Annotated in this window: 21 protein-coding genes and 1 tRNA gene; 11 read left to right on the forward strand and 11 right to left on the reverse strand. The window is 68.9% G+C overall.

The features are described 5' to 3' along the window. Positions 1–570 precede the first annotated feature (570 nt). Positions 571–852 carry a hypothetical protein gene (locus WYO_RS32170; RefSeq protein WP_081496979.1) on the reverse strand — a complete coding sequence of 94 codons (282 nt, stop codon included), beginning with the start codon at positions 850–852 and terminating at the stop codon, positions 571–573. A gap of 320 nt (positions 853–1,172) precedes the next feature. Here WYO_RS32170 and WYO_RS14105 point away from each other — a divergent pair, with 320 nt between their 5' ends. Next, positions 1,173–1,490, forward strand: a complete 318-nt coding sequence (locus WYO_RS14105) for a hypothetical protein (protein WP_007563498.1) — start codon at positions 1,173–1,175, stop codon at positions 1,488–1,490. 257 nt (positions 1,491–1,747) lie between these two features. After that, positions 1,748–2,809, forward strand: coding sequence for a potassium channel family protein (locus WYO_RS14110; RefSeq protein ID WP_244424172.1), 1,062 nt, complete (start codon positions 1,748–1,750; stop codon positions 2,807–2,809). Between the two features lie 1,367 nt (positions 2,810–4,176). On the opposite strand, the gene WYO_RS14120 is transcribed toward WYO_RS14110, so the two are convergent. The 4 genes from WYO_RS14120 to WYO_RS14130 form a co-directional block, all read right to left on the reverse strand. After that, entirely contained in the window at positions 4,177–4,410 is a 234-nt protein-coding gene (locus tag WYO_RS14120; protein WP_007563506.1) for a hypothetical protein, read from the reverse strand. A 51-nt stretch (positions 4,411–4,461) separates the two neighbouring features. Further along, positions 4,462–4,614, reverse strand: coding sequence for a hypothetical protein (locus WYO_RS31565; protein WP_007563507.1), 153 nt, complete (start codon positions 4,612–4,614; stop codon positions 4,462–4,464). A 141-nt stretch (positions 4,615–4,755) separates the two neighbouring features. Further along, positions 4,756–5,793: a YihY/virulence factor BrkB family protein gene (locus WYO_RS14125; protein WP_007563509.1), complete on the reverse strand. Its 1,038-nt coding sequence runs from the start codon at positions 5,791–5,793 to the stop codon at positions 4,756–4,758. 469 nt (positions 5,794–6,262) lie between these two features. After that, the gene (locus WYO_RS14130) at positions 6,263–6,601 is read right to left on the reverse strand and encodes a hypothetical protein (protein ID WP_007563513.1); all 339 of its coding nucleotides are present in this window, start codon (positions 6,599–6,601) and stop codon (positions 6,263–6,265) included. Positions 6,602–6,859: 258 nt separating this feature from the next. On the opposite strand from WYO_RS14130, the gene WYO_RS30905 reads away from it, so the two are divergent. From WYO_RS30905 to WYO_RS14150, 4 genes are all read left to right on the forward strand, one after another. Beyond that, the gene (locus WYO_RS30905) at positions 6,860–7,171 is read left to right on the forward strand and encodes a hypothetical protein (RefSeq protein ID WP_007563515.1); all 312 of its coding nucleotides are present in this window, start codon (positions 6,860–6,862) and stop codon (positions 7,169–7,171) included. A gap of 497 nt (positions 7,172–7,668) precedes the next feature. Beyond that, positions 7,669–9,312, forward strand: a complete 1,644-nt coding sequence (locus WYO_RS14140; protein WP_244424173.1) for a methyl-accepting chemotaxis protein — start codon at positions 7,669–7,671, stop codon at positions 9,310–9,312. A 786-nt stretch (positions 9,313–10,098) separates the two neighbouring features. Next, positions 10,099–10,350: a hypothetical protein gene (locus tag WYO_RS14145; RefSeq protein WP_007563520.1), complete on the forward strand. Its 252-nt coding sequence runs from the start codon at positions 10,099–10,101 to the stop codon at positions 10,348–10,350. Between the two features lie 103 nt (positions 10,351–10,453). Continuing rightward, positions 10,454–10,678: a hypothetical protein gene (locus tag WYO_RS14150; protein ID WP_210160731.1), complete on the forward strand. Its 225-nt coding sequence runs from the start codon at positions 10,454–10,456 to the stop codon at positions 10,676–10,678. Positions 10,679–11,044: 366 nt separating this feature from the next. Here the strand turns inward: WYO_RS14150 and WYO_RS14155 are convergent, their stop codons facing one another. Then, entirely contained in the window at positions 11,045–11,272 is a 228-nt protein-coding gene (locus WYO_RS14155) for a hypothetical protein (protein ID WP_007563524.1), read from the reverse strand. Positions 11,273–12,254: 982 nt separating this feature from the next. Here WYO_RS14155 and WYO_RS14165 point away from each other — a divergent pair. From WYO_RS14165 to WYO_RS14175, 3 genes are all read left to right on the forward strand, one after another. After that, positions 12,255–12,527, forward strand: a complete 273-nt coding sequence (locus WYO_RS14165; protein WP_230366384.1) for a 3',5'-cyclic-nucleotide phosphodiesterase — start codon at positions 12,255–12,257, stop codon at positions 12,525–12,527. Positions 12,528–12,573: 46 nt separating this feature from the next. Next, on the forward strand, positions 12,574–12,957 hold the full coding sequence (locus WYO_RS14170; protein WP_007563530.1) for a VOC family protein: 384 nt from the start codon (positions 12,574–12,576) through the stop codon (positions 12,955–12,957). 228 nt (positions 12,958–13,185) lie between these two features. Further along, positions 13,186–13,866, forward strand: coding sequence for a DUF4142 domain-containing protein (locus WYO_RS14175; protein WP_039902962.1), 681 nt, complete (start codon positions 13,186–13,188; stop codon positions 13,864–13,866). A gap of 343 nt (positions 13,867–14,209) precedes the next feature. Here the strand turns inward: WYO_RS14175 and WYO_RS14180 are convergent, their stop codons facing one another. Beyond that, the gene (locus WYO_RS14180) at positions 14,210–14,440 is read right to left on the reverse strand and encodes a hypothetical protein (RefSeq protein WP_007563534.1); all 231 of its coding nucleotides are present in this window, start codon (positions 14,438–14,440) and stop codon (positions 14,210–14,212) included. Between the two features lie 327 nt (positions 14,441–14,767). On the opposite strand from WYO_RS14180, the gene WYO_RS14185 reads away from it, so the two are divergent. Next, positions 14,768–15,013 carry a hypothetical protein gene (locus WYO_RS14185; RefSeq protein ID WP_039902959.1) on the forward strand — a complete coding sequence of 82 codons (246 nt, stop codon included), beginning with the start codon at positions 14,768–14,770 and terminating at the stop codon, positions 15,011–15,013. 117 nt (positions 15,014–15,130) lie between these two features. On the opposite strand, the gene WYO_RS14190 is transcribed toward WYO_RS14185, so the two are convergent. The 3 genes from WYO_RS14190 to hemF all read right to left on the reverse strand — a co-directional run bounded on the left by WYO_RS14190 (position 15,131) and on the right by hemF (position 17,348). Then, positions 15,131–15,220 (reverse strand) — tRNA-Ser (locus tag WYO_RS14190). Between the two features lie 80 nt (positions 15,221–15,300). Beyond that, complete coding sequence (locus WYO_RS14195) at positions 15,301–16,419, reverse strand: AAA family ATPase (RefSeq protein WP_007563537.1); 1,119 nt, start codon at positions 16,417–16,419, stop codon at positions 15,301–15,303. Then, on the reverse strand, positions 16,416–17,348 hold the full coding sequence (gene hemF, locus WYO_RS14200; RefSeq protein WP_007563539.1) for an oxygen-dependent coproporphyrinogen oxidase: 933 nt from the start codon (positions 17,346–17,348) through the stop codon (positions 16,416–16,418). Before hemF ends, WYO_RS14195 begins: the two co-directional genes overlap by 4 nt. 208 nt (positions 17,349–17,556) lie before the next feature. On the opposite strand from hemF, the gene WYO_RS14205 reads away from it, so the two are divergent. Further along, positions 17,557–18,261 carry a glutathione S-transferase N-terminal domain-containing protein gene (locus WYO_RS14205; RefSeq protein WP_007563541.1) on the forward strand — a complete coding sequence of 235 codons (705 nt, stop codon included), beginning with the start codon at positions 17,557–17,559 and terminating at the stop codon, positions 18,259–18,261. A gap of 55 nt (positions 18,262–18,316) precedes the next feature. Here the strand turns inward: WYO_RS14205 and WYO_RS14210 are convergent, their stop codons facing one another. Continuing rightward, the gene (locus WYO_RS14210) at positions 18,317–18,727 is read right to left on the reverse strand and encodes a PaaI family thioesterase (protein WP_007563543.1); all 411 of its coding nucleotides are present in this window, start codon (positions 18,725–18,727) and stop codon (positions 18,317–18,319) included. Positions 18,728–18,962 lie beyond the last annotated feature (235 nt).

Consider the following 18,962-nt stretch of genomic DNA (forward strand, 5'->3'; position numbering starts at 1 on the left):
CACCCGGTCAGGTCACGGGGACACACCAAGCTGGCGAGGCTCAGTCGCGCTTCGGCCGTCAGGCTGCGAGGCCTCTCAGGATCACGCCGACTGCAACGAACGCCCCTGCCGAGTAGGCGACCGTGAAGGCGAGGTCGAACATGATCTGCGGTCGCTCTTTACGAAGGCACGGCCGGCCGGGGCCGGTGCTCCGCCGCAGGGGCGGAACCAGACCGACAACCCAGAGCTGAACAATTAGTTTCTTGCACGCCTCTGGATTTAGCCCCCCGACGCAACCGCGGGACGATAAGAGCTCCAGGAGCGTCGTGCCGATGTGGTGGATATCGGCCCGTCGCCCATAGCGATGGCGTGACGGCGGGAGCGAGCGAACCAAGCCCGCTTCATCCAGAGCTCGCCGACGGATCGAGTGCCCGCCCATGCCGGCCCAGGCTTGGCTGCTCCCGATCCCACGGCGGGCGATGCGGCGCCCGCGATCGCCGCGCCGTCGCGTGAGGCGTGGCGGCAGACCCTCATGAACGGCCGGTTCCGCCACACCGCCTCGACGCGCCGCAATCGGCTTTGTCGGCCGTCTCAGTACCCATATTCTCCACGCGCGGGACGCTGGGGCGCACCATATCCAGGGCCGCGCGGCTGGACGCGAGCGCCGTAATCGATCTCGCGTTGCGCCCGTCGATTGGCCAAGGCGCGCCCTGCCAGACACCCGGCAACGGCCCCGACGACGCCACGCTCGGCCAGGTAATGACCCGCGAGCCCGCCGATAATGGCACCCTTGATACAGCCCTTCGCCTCGGCCGAGCCAATGCCGACCAGTGTGATGAGCGCGACCGCTGCCGCTTTAGCTATGACCCGCACGATACCTCTCCCAACCTGTGCCGGACCAACAGCGCCGTTTGAAAGACGTTCCTCGGACGCGCAGCCGTCCGTGCGCACGTGGGACGAATAGTGAGTCTGCGCGCCCGCAGGCGGCGTCGGGGACATTCTCAGTCACGAGAGGGACGTCCTTGAGCGGCCTATTGGCGATCACAATGAATGCCGCTGGTTCCCCCGGATAGATTGGCTGCTGCATCTTTCCGGACTAGTTCTCGTTCAGGGCGACGTGCAGCCGCGCGCGGGTCCTCGGAGAGCGAATTCATGCCCTTTATCGAGCAGCCGAACGCGGAGGGCCACCGGCGGTGACGGGGTCCCACGCTGAACCCGACAAGGTGGCGGAGGTCGCCAGGCTGGCGACGGCTATCGCCGACCGCATCCTGGAGCAGAACGCCGCCGGCACGACGATCCCGCCGGAGCAGTTCACCATGCTGGTCCGGGCCGCCCGGATGCTGCTGGATAACGGCGCGCCCTGGCCCGCCTCCGTCGACCAGGTCGTGATGGAGGTCGCCAAGCGCATCGAGCAAGACGAAGCGCGGCCCGACCATGGTCCGGCCGCGTCTGAGGGCGACGATGCCGTGACGCACCTGACGCGGTTTCTCGGCGCGGTGAAGCGCTCCTGATGCGGAAAGCCTAAGACCGCAATCGCGAATCCGGCGCTTGAGATCCCACCGCTCGACGGCCGCGATCGCGACCCGTCCGACCTTGCCAGATCCTCACCGCCGGTGGCGCGCGTAGAGCCATGCGGCGAAAATCTGCGGTCGGACGTTAGGGCGGTCAGCTGCGGCCAACGGTTTGGCGGTCGAAGCCATCGCGAGCGAGCCCGATGATGCGTCCAGCGCGGGTCCGGACCCGGCCCCTCCGCTTCCGTCGCAGCGTCGTGCGTGATCTGCGGAACCGGATCCGGTTCGCCCTGGTCGGCCTGCTGGTCCTCATCGGGCTGCACGTGGCCGCGATGATCGCCTTCGAGGGGCTGAGCCTCGGCGAGGCGGTGTGGCTGACGTTCACCACCATCACCACCACCGGCTACGGCGATCTCTCCGCCAAGACGCCCACCGGGCGGGCCGCCACCATCGTCCTGATCTACCTGTCCGGAATCTTCCTGCTGACCCAGGCCGGCGGTGCCTTCTTCGAGTTCCGGATCCTGCGGCGTGAGCGCAAGCGTCGAGGCGAGTGGAGATGGGACATGCGCGACCACATCGTCTTCGTGAACGCCCCGGCCGACGAGCCCGGCGACTATCTGCGCCGCCTCCTCGACCAGTTGCACCGGTCGCACGCCAACTTCGCCGGCGTGCCGTCCCTGATCCTCACCGAGGCCTTTCCGGACGGCCTGCCGCCCGATCTCGAGGACGATCCGCTCATCGTCCAGCTCAAGGGGCGCTTCGACGATCCCGCTGCGCTGGAAGCGGCCGGGGTCGACCATGCGCGGGTGCTGGTCATCCTGGCCGAGCAGGAGGGTGAGCGGTTATCCGATAGCCGAACCTTCGACATCATCCATCGCCTGCGTGAGCGGGGCATCAAGGTGCGCATCGTCGCCGAGTGCGTCGATGACCTGAACCGTGCGCGCCTGAAGCGGGCCGGGGCGTCGGCGATCGTCAGGCCCCTGCGCGGTTACCCGGAGATGATCGTCCGGGCGATCGTGGCACCCGGCACCGAATGGATCATCGAGCGCCTGTTCTCGAGCGAGGGTGACGAGTGCCTTCGCTTCGACGTCACGGTCGCCGATATCGTCTGGGCGGATGTCGTCTCCGCCATCCTCGCCGGAAACTTCGGCACCCCGGTCGGCTACGCCGACGAGGAGGGCGTGCCCCACAGCAATCCGCCGCCCCACAGCGTCGTCACGGCTCAGGCGCTGTTCGTGCTCGTGGGCGAGACGCAGCGATCGACCGACGCCGCGCTTCAGGGGCTGCTCGACACGCTTGCCAGCCGCCGGAAGGCCTGAGCGCGCCGGGCGGGACGCAAGCGAAAGCCCGCCACGATGGCAGATCCATCGGGCGGGCACTCAGCCGCGAACAGAGGTGTCACCGGCAGGCGTGAAGCCGCCGCCACCGTTCCAGGCAGCGGTGACGGCGGCAAGCCACGGCCGGACCGATCCGGCCGTCGACGCGGCCCGGCGCGTTACCCTACTTGCTGCTTCCCCCGCCGCCGCCGCCCTGGGGCGCGGCGCGCTCAGGCTGGTTCGCATTCCCGGCCGCGGACGAGCTGTTGGACCGCGTATCCGCCGGCTGTCCCGTCGGCGACGCCGTCACGGCACCATTGCTGCCGGTGGTGCTGTTTTGCGGGGTGACCACGCCCGAGGCGCCCGGATTTGCCGGCGTGGGAGCTGTGGTGGGCGCCTGTGCAGAGGCCTGCCCGGCGAGCAGAAGGCTGGAAACGGCGGCTACCGTGAGAACGCGATTGAGCATGGGGACCTCAGCGTGATCTGGAGGGTAAGGGACGCATGGACGAGCGCCTTTGCTAGTGCCGGGCCCTTCGCCGCTGGACCCAGGTCATTGCGGGGCGTCGCATAGGGTGGCGCCGCATCCGAACGTCGGTGCGCAGGGCGGACGGTGACGAGACGCCCGCCCCCGGTCCGGCGGGAACAGCGGCAGCGGGAAGGCTCAAGCCGGCCAGGCCGGCACCGGCAAGCGCGGCGAGAATGAACAGACGCATGGCGGTCCTCCTGGCCTCGGCGCAGCAGGACGGCGTCGGCTTATGGGGAAGCCCCGACACGCGGTTCCGGTTCAATGAGCTTCCGTTGCCGCGGCCATCGTCCATCCCCAGGCACAGGGCAGAACGTCGCCGAGGCGTGCGCAGCCGCGCGAATGGACCCGGTCCGACGAGCGAGCCGCGTGATCGGCCGGCCCTGATCGCACGCATCGTCAAGCCTCGGGGACCAGTGCCCAACTCGTGCGTTGGCAGCCTCATACAGTCCCGCCTGGAGCGTCCGATGCTCGTCCGATCCGCACTCCTTCTGATAGCCTTGACGTCGGGCGCTCACGCGGCCGCGTTCGACGACGTGAAGGGATATCTGGCCTCCTGCCTCCGGTTCGAGATGAACGGCGCCGATGCGCAACGGGGGGCGACGCCGGCATCCCGGGTGCGCTTCGCGCTGGAGCGGTGCGGGCCTGAATTCGATCGCCTTGAGCGGGCGGACGGACGGCGCCTCCGCAGCGATGGCGGGATCAGCCCCTCGACCAAGGCTGTGATCGAGAGCGTCATGGGCCGGAGCGGGAACGGCTTCTCAACCGTCCGGTACTGACGATCCGACCGCTCCGACGGTGGCCGGTGGGTTCGATCGGGCCACCGCAGAGGTGGCGTCTCGCCCGTTCACTCCGGCTGCTGCGTTTCCGCCGGCGCCTTCTCGTCGGCCGGCGCGTCCGCGCCGCCGTGCTCGATCGTCCGCTTCACCTCATCGTTGCGCGGCGCGCCGATATCACCGGGCTCCGACGCCCCGAGCGAGCGCGGGCCCTGTGAGGTCCCGCGGACCGGTGCGTCCTCGTAGCCGCGCTCGCCCGGTGGCGTCTCGGCGGGGTCGGTTTCGGAGCGCTTCGGGTCGATCATGGTGGCGTCACCCTTCGTATGGGTCTTCGGGCAGCGGGCAAGCGGCCCGGCTCACGTCGGCTGCACCTCGGTGTCCTCGACGGCGGGATCGTCCTCTTCCGGCACGGTCGGCTTGGGCGGGGGCTCGATCTCGTCGAGGCGGGACGGATCCTCGATCAATGCGCCCGGATCCTCGCCCGGCATCGGGGTGTCAGCCTGAATCATGGTGTGCGCCTCCGTGGTATCAGCGCTACGCTCCGTGAGCCCGGGCGTTCCCGTTCGATGCAGCTGTTCGAACGCCGTCGAGCGACGAGGCCTCGGGGGCCTGACCGGTGCTGCGCTGGCGCGCCCCGGGTTCGCGCGCTCCTATGAGGGGCCAACGGTGTCGGCGGCAAACGCCTGCCGGAATCCGAGAGGCTTCGGATGGCCGGTCGTGCTGTCGCGCGCCGTTTGTCGCTCCATCTCGGCGTTCAGCTCAGCGCCGAGCAGGACGATGACCACCGACAGCCAAATCCAGGTCATGAGCCCAACGCCGGCGCCCAGCGAGCCGTAGATCCGGTTGTAGCTGTCGAAGCTGGCGACGTACCAGGAAAACAGGGCTGAGGCGCAGACCCAGCCGAGCGCTGCGACGAAGCTGCCCCAGCTGACCCAACGCCACTTGGCCTCCCGCCGGCTCGGCCCATACCGATAGACCAGCGACAGGCCGAGACTCACGAGGATGAGGAGGGCCGGCCAGCGCAGGATCCGCAGGAAGGTGTCTGTCCGCGCGCCCAGGCCGATCTGGTTCAGCAGGAGGGGTAGGCCGACCACCATGCCGGTGGCGGCGACGACAATGAGGATCCCGCTGAGCGTGAACAGGAAGGTCGTCGCGTAGAGGTGCACCAGGGTCCGCTTCTCACGCTCCCTGTAGATCACGTTGAGCGCGTCGAAGAGCGCGCCCACGCCTGAATTCGCGCTCCAGAACGCGATCACAAGGCTGACCACCGACGCGGCGCTGAGCGTTCCGGTGCTTTGCTTGGTTATGCGCAGGAGCTGGTCGGCCAGGAGTTCGAGCACCCCGTTGGGGAGCACGCCCGTGAGCAGGCTCAGATGTTGGCTCAGGACGCTCGGGTCCGAGAAGAGGCTGTAGAGCGAAACGATCGTCGCGAGACCCGGGAAGGTCGACAGCAAGGTGAAGAAGGCGACGCCCCCGGCGGTGGAGAGGACACGGTCCCGGGGCACGGCCCAGAAGACGCGGTAGAGAATATCGCGCCATCCCGGAACCGGGATCTGCGTGGGTCGATCCGCCATGCGGCCGTGGCCCGGTTCGCGCGCCCGTGCGTGAGCCGCCTGGATCGCCGCGTCGTCAGGCGTGCGCGTGCTGACCGAGCGCCAGTCCTCACCGTCTGTCTCGTCTGGAGTCATAAGGCCCGCCGCGCAGGATAGCGCGGATCCTGTAAGCCGATTGCCGGTCTGTCCAGTGCGGCCGCGGGCACGCCGCCTGTCCGGGCATCGCGCCCGTGAGCTCCGTTTCCCGAGCGGCATCGACCACGACACGCCATGCGGCGCGCCCGGATGAAATCGTTCCGCAATGCAGCGTGCTCGATCGCACCGCACAGGACGGGCCGATCAGGCATCGTCATTGCAGATGGTTTCGACGGGCCTCGCTGAGGCCCCCGCACGAGGAATGGAGCGCACGCTATGGTCTTGAAGGGCTTCTCCTACGCGATGATCGGCGCCTTCGCGGGCGGCCTGGCGATGACGGTGGCCGGTTCGGCCGGGGTGCTGTTCGGCATGTGAGCCGCCGGCGCCTGGCGGGCGACCGATCGAGAACTGACGGATCTGCGGCGGGGTGCGAGCCCCGCCGTTTTCGTGTGCGGGCCTGCGCCCGAGACTATGGGCGCCAGGCGGGCAGATCCGTCCAGGCCTCGCGGACGTATTCGAGACGCTGCGCGGCGCGGGCGGGGTCGATCTGTGCGATCTGCTCCAGGACATCACGCATGGCCTCGGATCCACCCAGCGCGGCAGCCGCCTCGCCCTGGCGACGCATCGCGGAGCGGTGGGCTCGCATGGCGGGTCCCGCCTTCGGTCCGGCTTCGATCGCCTCGAGCGTCCTGATCAGGGCGGCCACGATGGGGGCGGCCTCGCGCCAGGAGGGTGCCGGCGACGGGTCGAGCTCGGGCGCAGAGCTCGGTGCCGGCGCCGCGAAGTTGGTGGTCAGCGGGCGCTTCATGAAAAGGCTCCTCAGACGCTGGAAGAGGGACTGATAAGCGCTCTCAAGCGCTGGCACAGGGGGGCGCGCGTATGGCCCGGAGGCTTTGACCGCGCAGGTCCGGCGCGGGGAAGGTCTCACGCCCTATCCTGCCGGGTCCAGGCGCTGCGCCCGGCGCGCGCACGACGCCGGCCGGGCCTGTGGGGATCGGCGAGGATCATGTCCGGCCCAGGCGCGCCGAAAAGGTTGCCGCCCTCCTGTTCCGGGTCGAGCCGCCTGATGGCCGGGACCGTCCACTCCGTCCGCCCATCGCTGATCGCCATCCCGTCCGGCCAGGAGACCATCTGCGAAGCGGGTGCCGAAGCCCTCCGGATGGCCCGAAACGGCATCCGCCTCAGGCGTGTTCCGGAACACGTCGGCCCGGAAAGCCTGGGCCTACATCGGATTCACACCGCGACGGCAGTCGCGAACCCGATGGAGACGACGATGACCTGGACGAACCGCATCACCATAGCCGCGGCCCTGATCGGCGGCGCTGTCGCGCTGATGACCTACGCGCAGGCGCTGGGCCTGCCCGCTCACTTCGCCTGAGGGGAATGGAAAGGCTCCGACCCGGTTCGGGCGGGGCGTCGGTGGGCCTCGAACGCGGCCATCGCCTTGTCGGCGACGGCATCGTCGGCCGTCCGTCGCCTGGTCCATCGCACCCGTAGGGCCCGATCCGGCGTGACGGCGCGAAGAGGGTGACGGGGTCGCCGCGCCCCGAGATCGGGCCTGGTGGCGTATCAAGCGATAGCCTGAACGAGCGAAACAACGCCTCTGTGACGACCTAAAGTATAGTACTACAAATGCCATCGTCTTCGGAATAATACATATATTCGATGCCTAACTTGTGGTGTGTATTAGAGTTCATTAACCGCCACTCGCCATAGACCTCTGTCGTAGCTCTGCTGTGAGGTGCGGACGGCCATATCGCGCGTTAAGGCGCCGGGCCGGGCGCGACGCGCCATGGCACGCTCACGCATGCGCAGCCTCGGCGCAGCTCGCGGTAGGATCTTATGGCACTTCGCATCGGCACGCGCATACAAGCCATGACGCTGACCGCCCTGGGCGGCATGGCGGTCCTGATCGGGCTGTCGACCTGGGATATGTCCCAAACGGTCACGGATGCCCGCGAGCTGAAGACCCGCGACCTCGTCGAGACCGCGCAGGGGGTTCTCACCTATTTCGAGGGCGAGGAGCGCGCCGGCCGGATGAGCCGCGATGCGGCGCAGCACGCAGCCGTGGCGGCGGTTCAAGGCCTGCACTACGCCGGAAGCGAGTACTTCTGGATCCAGGACATGCAACCGCGCATGGTATCGCATCCGAAGACCGAGCTGATCGGCAAAGACATCGGCGGGATCGTCGACCCGGCCGGCAAGCACCTGTTCCTGGATGTCGTCGAGCTGGTGAAGCAATCGGGCGCGGGCTTCGTCCCATACCTGTGGCCCAAGCCGGGCCTCGACCAGCCGGTTGCCAAGATCTCCTACGTCAGGGGCTTCGCGCCCTGGGGGTGGATCATCGGCTCCGGCATCTATGCGGACGACACGGCTGCCCAGATGCGCCCGACCCTGATGCGTCTGCTCGGCGGGGCGGCTATCGTCGCCGCCCTGATCGGCATCCTGGCCACGCTCATCGGCCGCAGCGTCGTGCGGCCGTTGCGGGCCATGACGGAGTTCATGACCGGTCTCGCCGCGGGAGATCTCAGCCGCAAGGTGCTGGGCGCGGAGCGCCGCGACGAGATCGGCACGATGGCGGCGGCCGCGCAGGTGTTCAAGGACAACCTGATCCGTACCCAGGCGCTGGAAGCCGAGACGGCCCAGGCGCGTCTGGCCGCCGAGGCACAGCGCAAGGCCGGCATGCGCCAGATGGCCGATGGCTTCGAGGCGGCCGTCGGCAGCATCATCGGCCTGGTATCCGCGTCGGCCGCGAAACTGCAGACCACCGCTCAAACGATGACCGCGACCGCGACCGAGACCGCCAGCCAGTCGATGACGGTGGCGGCGGCCGCAGAGGAGGCGTCCTCGAACGTGAACACCGTGGCAGCCGCCGCCGAGGAGCTGGGCTCGTCCGTGCAGGAGATCGGCCGTCAGGTCAGCGGCTCGGCCGAATTGGCGCGGCTCGCCGTCAGCGAAGCGGATCAGACCGGCGCGCTGGTTCAGGAGCTGAGCACAGCGGTCGGCCGGATCGGCGATGTCGTCGGGCTGATCTCGTCGATCGCCGGCCAGACCAACCTGCTGGCGCTCAACGCCACGATCGAGGCGGCCCGCGCCGGCACCGCCGGGAAGGGCTTCGCGGTGGTGGCCTCCGAGGTGAAGGCGCTGGCCGAGCAGACCGCGAAAGCGACCAACGACATATCCGGCCAGATCGCGCGGATCCAGGCCTCGACCGGCGGCGCCGTGACGGCGATCGGCTCGATCACCGCGCGCATCCAGGAGATCAGCGGGGTTGCGACCTCGATCGCCGCGGCGGTCGAGCAACAGGGTGCGGCCACCCAGGAGATCGTGCGCAATGTCGGCCAGGCAGCGGCGGGCACCGGCGAGGTGACCAGCAACATTTCCGGCGTCGCCGGGGCGGCCGAGGAGACCAGCGCGGCAGCGAGCCAGGTGCTGGGGTCGGCCTCGGAGCTGTCGCGGCAATCCGAGCACCTCGCCGCCGAGGTCGGGGGCTTCCTCGCCACCGTGCGCGCGGCCTGAGACGGCCGGTTTTTCCCGGGCCGCACCGGCCCGGGTCACCGACGGGGCGGCCCCCTTCACCGAGTGAAGAGGTAGCCCGCTCGGCCTCGATCGGCCGGCCTCAGCCTCAACGGCCCGATGCCGGCCTCAGGCGCCCCTGGGCCGAGAGACGAGCCCCGGCCTCCCGGCCGGATCGCTCGATCCGCCCCTGGCCGCGGCTGCCTATTCGTGGGGCTCGGTCGGCTCGACGCTTTGGCTCAATCGGCCGCCCTGGGGTGTCCCCATCGGGCTGTGCTTGTCGCCGCCGGTCGGACCCGATCCGTCGTTAGCCCCGGCGTTGTAACGGCTGGTCTCACGGCGCTGGTTCCGGGGCGGATCCTTATGCTTCGTGAGCGGCCGCCATGGGGCTGCTGGCGCGCCCAGACGGAGGAGCTGCGGAGAGCGCGTCAGCCATATGGCCATCACCACCCACGGGACAACGAACACCACGAAAGCAGTCAGACCCATGGCGCAAATCCAGATTTTGGCTAATGGATCTTGGAGAAACGCGCCGAAAACTGTTTTTGATCCTTCGTGAAATCTGTATCCGTGCCGGGCGCGGTTGCCGACGGCGCACGCTGTCCCGGCCGACGGCCATGGACGGGCTGCCCGGCGGCCGAACGCGTGAGAGGACTGCAACAGCGCGTCCGTTTCACAAGGCCCTGGATAAACAGGGCCACGGTGCAACTCTGGGTGTTGAATGGCAGCAGCCACACTCGTAACAACCCACCGAGGGTTCGTAGGCCCTCGTGAGAGTGGGCGCTTCTCATGGATGAGGTCGAGGAGCGGCGGCACGTCGTACTGCGCAACCTCGCCGTGCATGCCGGCGCGGCGCGAGGCCGGCTGCGTCTGTCCTTGGACGCCGCCGCGCGCCTGGCCTGCCTCGCGCCGGAGGTCATTGCGGCGATCGAGAACGGCAGCGGCTGCGCGTCCTCCCTCACGGTCGCGACACATCTCGCCCTGTTCCTCGGGCTGACCGAGCTCGGGCTGCCGCGCCCTCGGCCCGCCGGGATGGAGTAGCCGGTCGTCAAAAAACGCGGCGGGGGAAACTTCGGCCAGGCCGGTCACGTACCGGTCGCCCATGAGCGACATACACGACAAGCCGACCTCTCTGGATGCCGCGTTGGCGACGCAGATTCATGCTGCTCGCCTACGCGGCGCCTACTCGGTCGAGACGTTGGCCGCGCTCGCTCGGGTCGATGCCGAGCTGATCACCGCGCTGGAGAATGGCGCGCAGATCGCCGACGTCGGGGCCCGGGACCGGATCATGGATATTCTCGGTCTACGCCCGGATGGCCATCGCTACCCTGCCAGGTCGGTCGATCCCAATCTGCGCTCCCAGGGTTGAGCCTGCGCCCCGGGCTGCCTGTCTGCCGCGAGGTTTTGGTCCCGCCCCGCGTCGCGCTCGCGCTGAAACACCGCGATGCGGGCGTGTGGTTCGATGGCGCCGATCACGGCTCCGACGAGCTTGTCCCGGATAACAGCCGGTTGCTCGCTTAGCTCGGCATGCTCGGTCGCCAGGGCGAGGAGCCGAACGACCCCTGACGCGACGGCCTCAGCTTCACCAGCGAGACGCTGAGATCCGGCCCATGATCGCCTGCCGGCCCCGTACCGGGCCACCGCAAGAACTGAGCTATTGCAAAGGTTTCGGCCACGCTTGTGAGTAAGCGGGCTTGCAACAACCCATCATCGCCCAGCCAGAGACTATGCTGTGTCAGACGAATTCCGACAGCATCAGTTCCAGCTGAACATCGGCCAAGTAGTTCATGAGCCGATCAGCCATGCCGGGGCTCGCGCACTCGACCGAGACCGGGATGGGGAGGTCGGCCCGAGGAACGACGGCGATCACGGATTCGGCCTTGAGCGCAGCCTCACGCGCGGAAGACGCGGCGACGAGGCGTGCGCCCTGAGGAGTCTCGATCAGGATTGCGATGCTGGCCATGGCGCCTTCAACGAATGCACCGTCACGATCGTTTCGTCCTTTCCACATCTTCTTCGGTCATCGTATTGCACCGCCGCTCGAGGCCGCGGCATAGCGCGATCCACCGTCCGCCTCGCTCGATGCCCGCCGGCGGTACCGCTACGAAAAACCGGTGCCGCGACATGATCGAGCGGTCGGACAGTCGTGCATGAGCGGTCGGCCGAGCGGCATCATTTTGGTCAACGCGAAGGGGTCTGTGTGGCATGGCGCATGAGGGGCGACGTCCTCAATCTCGCATGGGCTTGGCCGTGGCGGTGGCCTTGGGGGTCGCGCTGGCCGGCGCCGGCACGATCGGATGGCGCTGGTACAGCTACGTGACGGCCGGCGCGTCGCCCTACGATGAGGTCGGGATTGAGGTGAACCGGCGCTTGCCCGAGCCACTCCGGGCATGGGGCTGCGCACGGATCAAGGAGCGGTTCCCCCGCGCCGTGCCGCCCTACGGATGCCAGCCGGGCCAAATCTGATTGGCTTGGCCCACTTCATCAGCGCGAGCGTGCCGCGCCTGTCGAGCCCATGAAAGGCCCGGGTCGGTCGATCGAGCCAGGGCGGCGCACATGCACCCTTCGGCAGCGGGAAGGCTGACGCGCCTGTGGGGTTCGGCCGCTCCCGGTCCGCGGACCGCAGCGGCGACGGAGGCGCGCGGCAATTGCGGGGTCCGCCGATCATCCCCCTTAGCTAAGCTTGGGAACACTCACGCCTGCGCGTCGTTCGGCGGCCTTGTTCTGGTCCTGTCGGCGCAGCCGCACCACGCACGAGAGCCGGATCCGGCCGCGCGGAGCAGACTGCCAATCAACCCATCGCCGACAGCCAGGTCTGAGACAAACGCCCGATCCAGGGGACGGACCGACGCGATCCGGTCCCCGCGCGCAACCCGGATGCAAACCGGTCCACGCGCCTGCCCCAAAAGCCGGATGGATAAAATGCCCGCCCGGTTCGTTAGCGCGTGGACGAACGTCTCCGGTCAGGGCCCAACATGCGCAAACTCACTCTCCTCCTCGGTTTCATCGCCGTCGCGTCGCCCGCTCTCGCGGCGCCGACCGCGACGCGCGGTAACGAGGATCTGCAAACCTATTGTGCGGGCGACGCCATCACGTTCTGTGCCGGCATCGACCCGAACAGCCCGCAGATGGACGCCTGCTTCAAGAAGAACATGAGCCAGATGTCCCCGAACTGCCGCCGCGCGATCGACGCCTACAAGAGCGGGGGCGGGAAGTAGAAATACGTCCTGCAGCCTCAATGACTTACGATAGCGGAGGTACTTTGTGTTCAGCCACGTGATGGTCGGCAGCAACGACATAGCCCGGTCGAAGGCGTTCTATGACGCGCTCTTCGCGGCGACGGGCGGCGCGCCTGGCGTCGAGGACGCGCGAGGACGCCTAGTCTACGCGCACCGGGGCGGACGCTTGCTCATCGGCAAGCCGATCGATGGAAAGGCTGCGGTCGGCGCGAACGGCGGCACCATCGGGTTCACCATGGACAGCCCGGAGGAGGCCAAGGCCTGGCACGATGCCGGCGTTGCCAATGGCGGGACCTCCATCGAAGACCCGCCGGGCGAGCGCAGCGGCGCGTCAGGTCCGATCTACCTCGCCTACCTTCGCGACCCTGACGGCAACAAGCTCTGTGCCCTGCATCGGATCGCCGGCTGACATCCGACCGTCTGGACGGGTGCCGACTTCCCCCGCCGGCCCGGGATTGGACCGGGCGGCGGGACCGAGGCGATGAGGAGGCTGCCCACCCGGATGGACCGCGTGTCACGTGGCGGTTTGTCTCATCGGCCGGGCGGGAAACGAAGGTCGAGCCGCCCGGTTCGCGGGATGGCACCCAAGCGCCGTTGGACGCCTCGGTGCACCGCTCACGACCCGGAGCTATCCATGATGCACCGTCGCGAAATCCTCACCACAATGCTGGGCGCCACCGCTGCCCTCGCGATCACCCGCACCGCCATCGCCCAGGTCACCCCGGCCGGCGCGATCCCGTCGGGCGTCTATCTTCAGATGGCCACGACCGGCGGGATGTTCCTGGAGAATACCGCCCGCGATGCGCACGAGAAGACCAGAAACCCGGCGGTCAAGAAGTTCTCCCGCGCCGAGGTGATCGAGCAGGTCAACCTCTCCCGCAAGCTCGGGGCCTATACGGGCGGCGTCGCCCCGTCCGCGGCCGCTCCCGCCGGCCCGGGCGGCCTGATCGGGGGCCTCGTCGCGGCCCCGGTCGCCGTGGCAGGAGTTGCGGTCGGCACGGCCGCCGGCGTGGCGGGTGGCGTCACCGGTGGCCTGCTCGGAGTTGCACCGCCGCCCGGCGGGATGACGACGGACACGCAGAAGGCGCAGATTCTTTCCCAGCTCAGCGCGATGCCGCCGGGCCCGCAATACGACGCCACGTTCGTGGCGAACGCGCTGCAGGGCCATCAGGAGGCGCTCACCATCCACGGGTCCTACGCCCAGTCCGGCGAGGATCCGGGCCTGCGCCGCATCGCCCGGGGGGCGCTGCCGTTGATCAACCTCCACATCGCGCAGCTGTCGCAGATGCAGGCCAGGATGGCCGGTCAGCCGGGCTGACGGGCCAGAGATTCGGGTCCGGTCCCGCCTTTTGATCGCAGGCCTCCGGCCACGAGTTCGTCGGTTCAAAGGGGCGGGCCCGGTCCATGAGCCTCTCGGCGTCGTCCCGACGAAGGGCGGAAGCCGAGAGCGCCGGCAGGCGCTGGAACCACGCGAGTGAACCCCGGGATGCGCTCGAAGACGGCGGGAATCCTGTCCTGAAGGCAGGGATACGCGTCCGGTCGACCGCCGGACCCGGCAGCCGGTCCCGAGCCTCAGCCGCTACCGACCGCGGTCATCCGGCCAAGGGGGCAGAGCGGGGACATGCGATTCTGCGCAGCGCTCTTGCGCCGGATGACGCGGATCAGCCGTTGCGGCGCCCGTCCCTCGCAGCGTCGCGACGCTGATCCTGCATTGCCCGACATTGCACAAACTCGGGCGTTCCGGGCTCGGCGCCGTAGCCCCGGCAGATCGCTTCGTCCTTCGCCGCGATATCCGCGTCGCTCATGAAGAGCTCGCCGCGTCCCGGGCGGTTGGCCGAGTTGCAGGCGGACAGGACGGCGGACACCGCCAGAAGAAGGACGACGCGTTTCATGATGCTCCTCACGTCGGATGAGCACCATGCCACCGCGCGGTTGTCGATGACGCGGCCGCAACACACGCGGTCAGCTTGGCCCAAGCAGCACCGGCTGCCCCGTCAACGCGAAACCCGGTCAAGAAAGACTTAAAGGCCATTCCCGCCCGACCGGCCCGGGGACGCGGCGAGGCTTGCTAAGGCAATCGCAAGATCCATCGCGCGAATGCTTTATGACAACCGCAACCCGATCGGGAGGGACGCACGCGACGAGCTGCTTTATCCAGTCCGCGTGGAAGCCCGATGCCGCCCAGCGGCGCCATGAATACAAACTTACGGATCAATCAGATGCGCAGACTCCTCCTTGCAGCCGCGGTCCTCTCATCGCTGGGCTGCGTGCCAGCCTTCGCCTTCCCGGGCGGATCCTACGCGGCGAGCTGCCGCCGCATCCACATGGAAGGCCCTTACCTCACGGCGCTCTGCGGTGATGGGTACGGTGGCGCTCGCTGGAGCCGGATCTTCGCGCGCGAATGCGGCGAGACGGGCGTCAGCAACCAGCACGGCCACCTCGTGTGCGGCGGCTACTACCGTTAGGTCGTGAACCGATAACGGGTGGCACGATGGCTTCGTAGCACCCCTTCGTAGCGGGAGCGCGCCAAAAAGCCCACGATATCTGAAAGATACCGCTATTGCAGTGGGTTAAGGGGTAACTGGCGGAGAGGGGGGGATTCGAACCCCCGATGCCCTTGCAGGCATGCCGCATTTCGAGTGCGGTGCATTCAACCGCTCTGCCACCTCTCCGCAAGGCGCCTCGATGAGACGGGCGGTGCCTAGCACGCGCGCTCGGGCTTCACAAGCGATGTCGACGCGCCGGGCGCCGATCAGACGACGATCGTGATCGCCTGCGCGGCGCGGGTCAGGCCGGTATAGAGCCAGCGGGCGCGGTGCTCGCGGAAGGCGTAGGATTCGTCGAACAGGGTCACCCGGTCCCATTGCGAGCCCTGCGCCTTGTGCACGGTCAGGGCGTAGCCGTAGGTGAACTCGTCGGTCTCCCGGCGCAGGAACAGCGGGATTTCCTCGTCCGTGCCGGAGATCATCGCGCGCAGCACCTTGATGTCGGTGGCCCGGCGTCGCAGCGCCGGGTCGTCCTCGGGGACGACGTCGAGGCGGACCAGGTCCGGGCGCGGCGGGGCGCGCAGGGCCTGGACCGTCCAGGTCGAGCCGTTGAGCAGACCCTTCACCCGGTCGTTGCGCAGGCAGACCAGCTTCTCGCCCACCGCCGGCATCGGGTCGGTGTGGCCGGCGAGCTCCCGGAGCCGGTTGTTGTAGAGGCGGCGGGTCTTGTTGAGGCCGACCAGGACCTGGTCGCATTCGAGCACCTCGGCCGGGTCGAGGGTGCGGCGGGAGACGATCCGGCTCTGCCCGTAGGTGCCGAGCTCCAGCCGGCCGCCCTCGCGCACCGTCATGGCCATGCGGACGATCGGGTCGTCCTTGGCCTGGCGATGGACCTCGGTGAGCATCACGTCGGGCTCGGCCTCGGTGAAGAAGCCGCCGCCCCGCACCGGCGGCAGCTGCGCCGGGTCGCCCAGAACCAGCACCGGCCGGTCGAAGGACAGGAGGTCGTTGCCGAGGTCGGAATCGACCATCGAGCACTCGTCGATGATGATCAGGTCGGCCTTCGCGGCCGGGCCGGAGCGGTTGAGCGTGAAGGTCGGGCCGCCCTCCTCCGCCTCCTTGGTGCGGTAGATCAGCGAGTGGATCGTGGCGGCGTCGTAGCAGCCCTTCTGGCGCATCACCGAGGCCGCCTTGCCGGTGAAGGCGCCGTAGACCACGGTGCCGTCGACATCCTCGGCGATGCGGCGGGCGAGCGTGGTCTTGCCGGTGCCGGCATAGCCGAACAGCCGGAACACCTGGCTCCCGCCCGTCTTCCGCCAGGCGGCGATGGCCTTCAGCGCCGCGTCCTGCTGCGGCGCGTAAGCCGAGGGCAGCCCCGCGCTCACGGCCAGCGCACGGTCGGCGGCAGGGACGACAGGATCGAGGCGACGTTGCCGCCGGTCTTCAGCCCGAAGATCGTGCCCCGGTCGTAGAGCAGGTTGAACTCGACGTAGCGCCCGCGCCGCACCTGCTGCTCCTCGCGGTCGGCCTCGGTCCAGGCGGTGCGGAGGTTGTCGCGGACGATCTTCGGATAGGCTTCCAGGAAGGCGCCGCCGACATCGCGGGTGAAGGCCAGATCCGCCTGCGGATCCCCGGTCCAGCGATAATCATAAAAGATACCGCCGATGCCGCGGGGCTCGTTGCGGTGCTTGAGGTGGAAGTATTCGTCGCACCACGCCTTGTAGCGGGCATGGTCGACGCCGTGGGCCGCGCAAGCGCGCTCCAGGCAGGCGTGGAAGTGGCGGCTGTCCGGGTCGTCCTGGTTGCGCCGCCGCTCCAGCACCGGGGTGAGGTCGGCGCCGCCGCCGAACCACGCCTTGGTGGTCACGACGAAGCGGGTGTTCATGTGCACCGTCGGCACATGCGGGTTCCACGGATGGGCGATCAGCGAGATGCCGGTGGCGAAGAAGCGCGGATCCTCGGCGGCCCCGGGCATCTGGGCCCGGAATTCCGGGGCGAACTCGCCGTGGACGGTGGAGATGTGCACCCCGGCCTTCTCGAACACCCGGCCCTTCAGCATCGCCATGACGCCCCCGCCACCGGGGTGGCCGGTATGGTCGGTGCGGTTCCAGGGCGTCTTCACGAAGGTCCCGGCGCCCGTCGGCGCGTCCGGGTGGAACGGCCCCTCGGCCTCGGCCTCCAGGGTCTCGAAGGCCGCGAGGATTCGGTCGCGCAGGGTCGCGAACCAGGCCGCGGCCTCGGATTTCATGGCCGTCACGTCGGCCTCGGACAGGGGGGCAGTCAGGGCTGCGCGGGGGTCGTCCGGCATCGTCATGCGCTAGGCTTTCCCACCGCGCCGATGGGGCGTCAATCGGCGGGCGGCAATTCGATTTGCCGCGCCGCCCGACGCCGCCTTCCCGGGCCGACGCGCCATCGCGGCGCACGGGCTGCCGGGCCGGTGTCCCCTTCGGCGGCGGGCGCTCTAGATCAGCCGGCCCCGCGCCGGTCCGGCGCCGCCCCGAACCGTCAGGACAGCCCGAGCCATGGCCGACACGCTCCGCCTCTTCACCTCGCCCTCCGCCTTCCCGAATCCCCAGCGTCTGCGCCTGTTCGCGCACGAGAAGGGCATCGCCCACCTGTTCGACGAAGTGATCTACGACATGGCGCCGGGGGGCGAGCAGCGGCAATGGCGCCATCTCAAGATGAACCCCTGGGGCGAGACCCCGACCCTCCTGCTCGCGGACGGGACCATGCTGTCCGAGACCGCCGCGATCGTGCGCTACCTCGACGCGGCCCATCCGGGGCGCCGCATCACCGGCGATACGCCCCTGGAGCAGGGGCTCGACACGATGTGGGAGAACCGGATCTGGGTGCACATCCTCTACCGCATCACCACGATGTTCCACGTGCTGCACCAGGGACTCGGGCCCAAGCTGGAGCTGACGCACAACCCGCAATGGGGCGAGCATTGCCGCAAGGAAGCGCTGGGGCACGCCGCCCTGGTCGACCGCCACCTCGCGGACGGCCGCGCCTGGATGCTCGGCGGCGATGAGCCGACCTTTGCCGACATCACGCTCTGCACGGCGATCGCCTTCTCGAAATTTCCGGTCTGCGCCACCCCGCTCGACGAGCGGTTCGAGCAGCTCGACGCCCTGTGGCGGCGCTGGCAGGCGCGGGCCAGCTTCAAGGCGGCCTATGCCGATGGCGGCAGCGGGCTGGCGGAACTCGACCCTCTCAAGACCGCGTAGGACGGGTCTCGGGTTTCGGTTCGGCGTAGGCCCGGCGCCGAACCGCGCTTCGAGCTCAGCGCCGGGCGCTCTCGCCCACCGGCTTGAGCAGGCCGGTGGCGCTCGCCACCAGCTCGCCTTGCACGTCGCGGATCTCGGCCTCGCAGAAGATCACCGAGCGCCCGGCGCGGGTGACGCGGCCCTCGGCGAGCAGGACGTCGCGGCCCGGGGCGAGGAAGCGGGTCTGCATGTCGAGGGTGACGACCGGCCGACCGGCGCTCAGCCGTGCGGCGGTGCCGAGGGCGACATCCAGCAAGGTGCAGATCACGCCGCCATGCGCGATGCCGAGATTGTTGGCGTGTTCCGGCCGCAGGGCCAGGCGCAGCCGGGTCCGGCCCTCCTGCTCGTCCAGCGCCTCGATCCCGCAATAGGTCACGAACGGGATGTGGGCCCCGAAGACGGTGCTCTGTTCCGATGGTTGATCCACGCCGCTATCCCCAGATCATGTTCCGCCGACATCGTCATCGTGCGGGCGGTATACAATCCCACGCGGCCGATCCCACGGAGCGGGACGTGTTTCCGGTCTGTTGCGAGACCGGACAGGGATTTTCGCAGACGAAGCCCTCCGGTTGACGGCCCCGAAAGGCGTAACGCGCGCGGCCCAAAAGGACCCGATCCCGTTCAAGTGCGGCTCGCCGCTATCGGTTTGCTCGGGCGACGAT

This window comes from Methylobacterium sp. GXF4, from assembly GCF_000272495.1.
Taxonomy (GTDB): Bacteria; Pseudomonadota; Alphaproteobacteria; order Rhizobiales; family Beijerinckiaceae; genus Methylobacterium; species Methylobacterium brachiatum.

What these genes read in the sequence shown, in the direction of transcription:
- hemF (WP_007563539.1), bottom strand. Translation starts at nt 17,348, where the DNA reads ATGACGATGCCGGACGACCCCCGCGCAGCCCTGACTGCCCCCCTGTCC.
- WYO_RS30905 (WP_007563515.1), top strand. Translation starts at nt 6,860, where the DNA reads ATGGCCGGGACCGTCCACTCCGTCCGCCCATCGCTGATCGCCATCCCG.
- WYO_RS14155 (WP_007563524.1), bottom strand. Translation starts at nt 11,272, where the DNA reads ATGGCCAGCATCGCAATCCTGATCGAGACTCCTCAGGGCGCACGCCTC.
- WYO_RS14205 (WP_007563541.1), top strand. Translation starts at nt 17,557, where the DNA reads ATGGCCGACACGCTCCGCCTCTTCACCTCGCCCTCCGCCTTCCCGAAT.
- WYO_RS14180 (WP_007563534.1), bottom strand. Translation starts at nt 14,440, where the DNA reads ATGAAACGCGTCGTCCTTCTTCTGGCGGTGTCCGCCGTCCTGTCCGCC.
- WYO_RS14125 (WP_007563509.1), bottom strand. Translation starts at nt 5,793, where the DNA reads ATGACTCCAGACGAGACAGACGGTGAGGACTGGCGCTCGGTCAGCACG.
- WYO_RS14130 (WP_007563513.1), bottom strand. Translation starts at nt 6,601, where the DNA reads ATGAAGCGCCCGCTGACCACCAACTTCGCGGCGCCGGCACCGAGCTCT.
- WYO_RS14175 (WP_039902962.1), top strand. Translation starts at nt 13,186, where the DNA reads ATGCACCGTCGCGAAATCCTCACCACAATGCTGGGCGCCACCGCTGCC.
- WYO_RS14140 (WP_244424173.1), top strand. Translation starts at nt 7,669, where the DNA reads ATGACGCTGACCGCCCTGGGCGGCATGGCGGTCCTGATCGGGCTGTCG.
- WYO_RS14185 (WP_039902959.1), top strand. Translation starts at nt 14,768, where the DNA reads ATGCGCAGACTCCTCCTTGCAGCCGCGGTCCTCTCATCGCTGGGCTGC.
- WYO_RS14120 (WP_007563506.1), bottom strand. Translation starts at nt 4,410, where the DNA reads ATGATCGACCCGAAGCGCTCCGAAACCGACCCCGCCGAGACGCCACCG.
- WYO_RS14145 (WP_007563520.1), top strand. Translation starts at nt 10,099, where the DNA reads ATGGATGAGGTCGAGGAGCGGCGGCACGTCGTACTGCGCAACCTCGCC.
- WYO_RS31565 (WP_007563507.1), bottom strand. Translation starts at nt 4,614, where the DNA reads ATGATTCAGGCTGACACCCCGATGCCGGGCGAGGATCCGGGCGCATTG.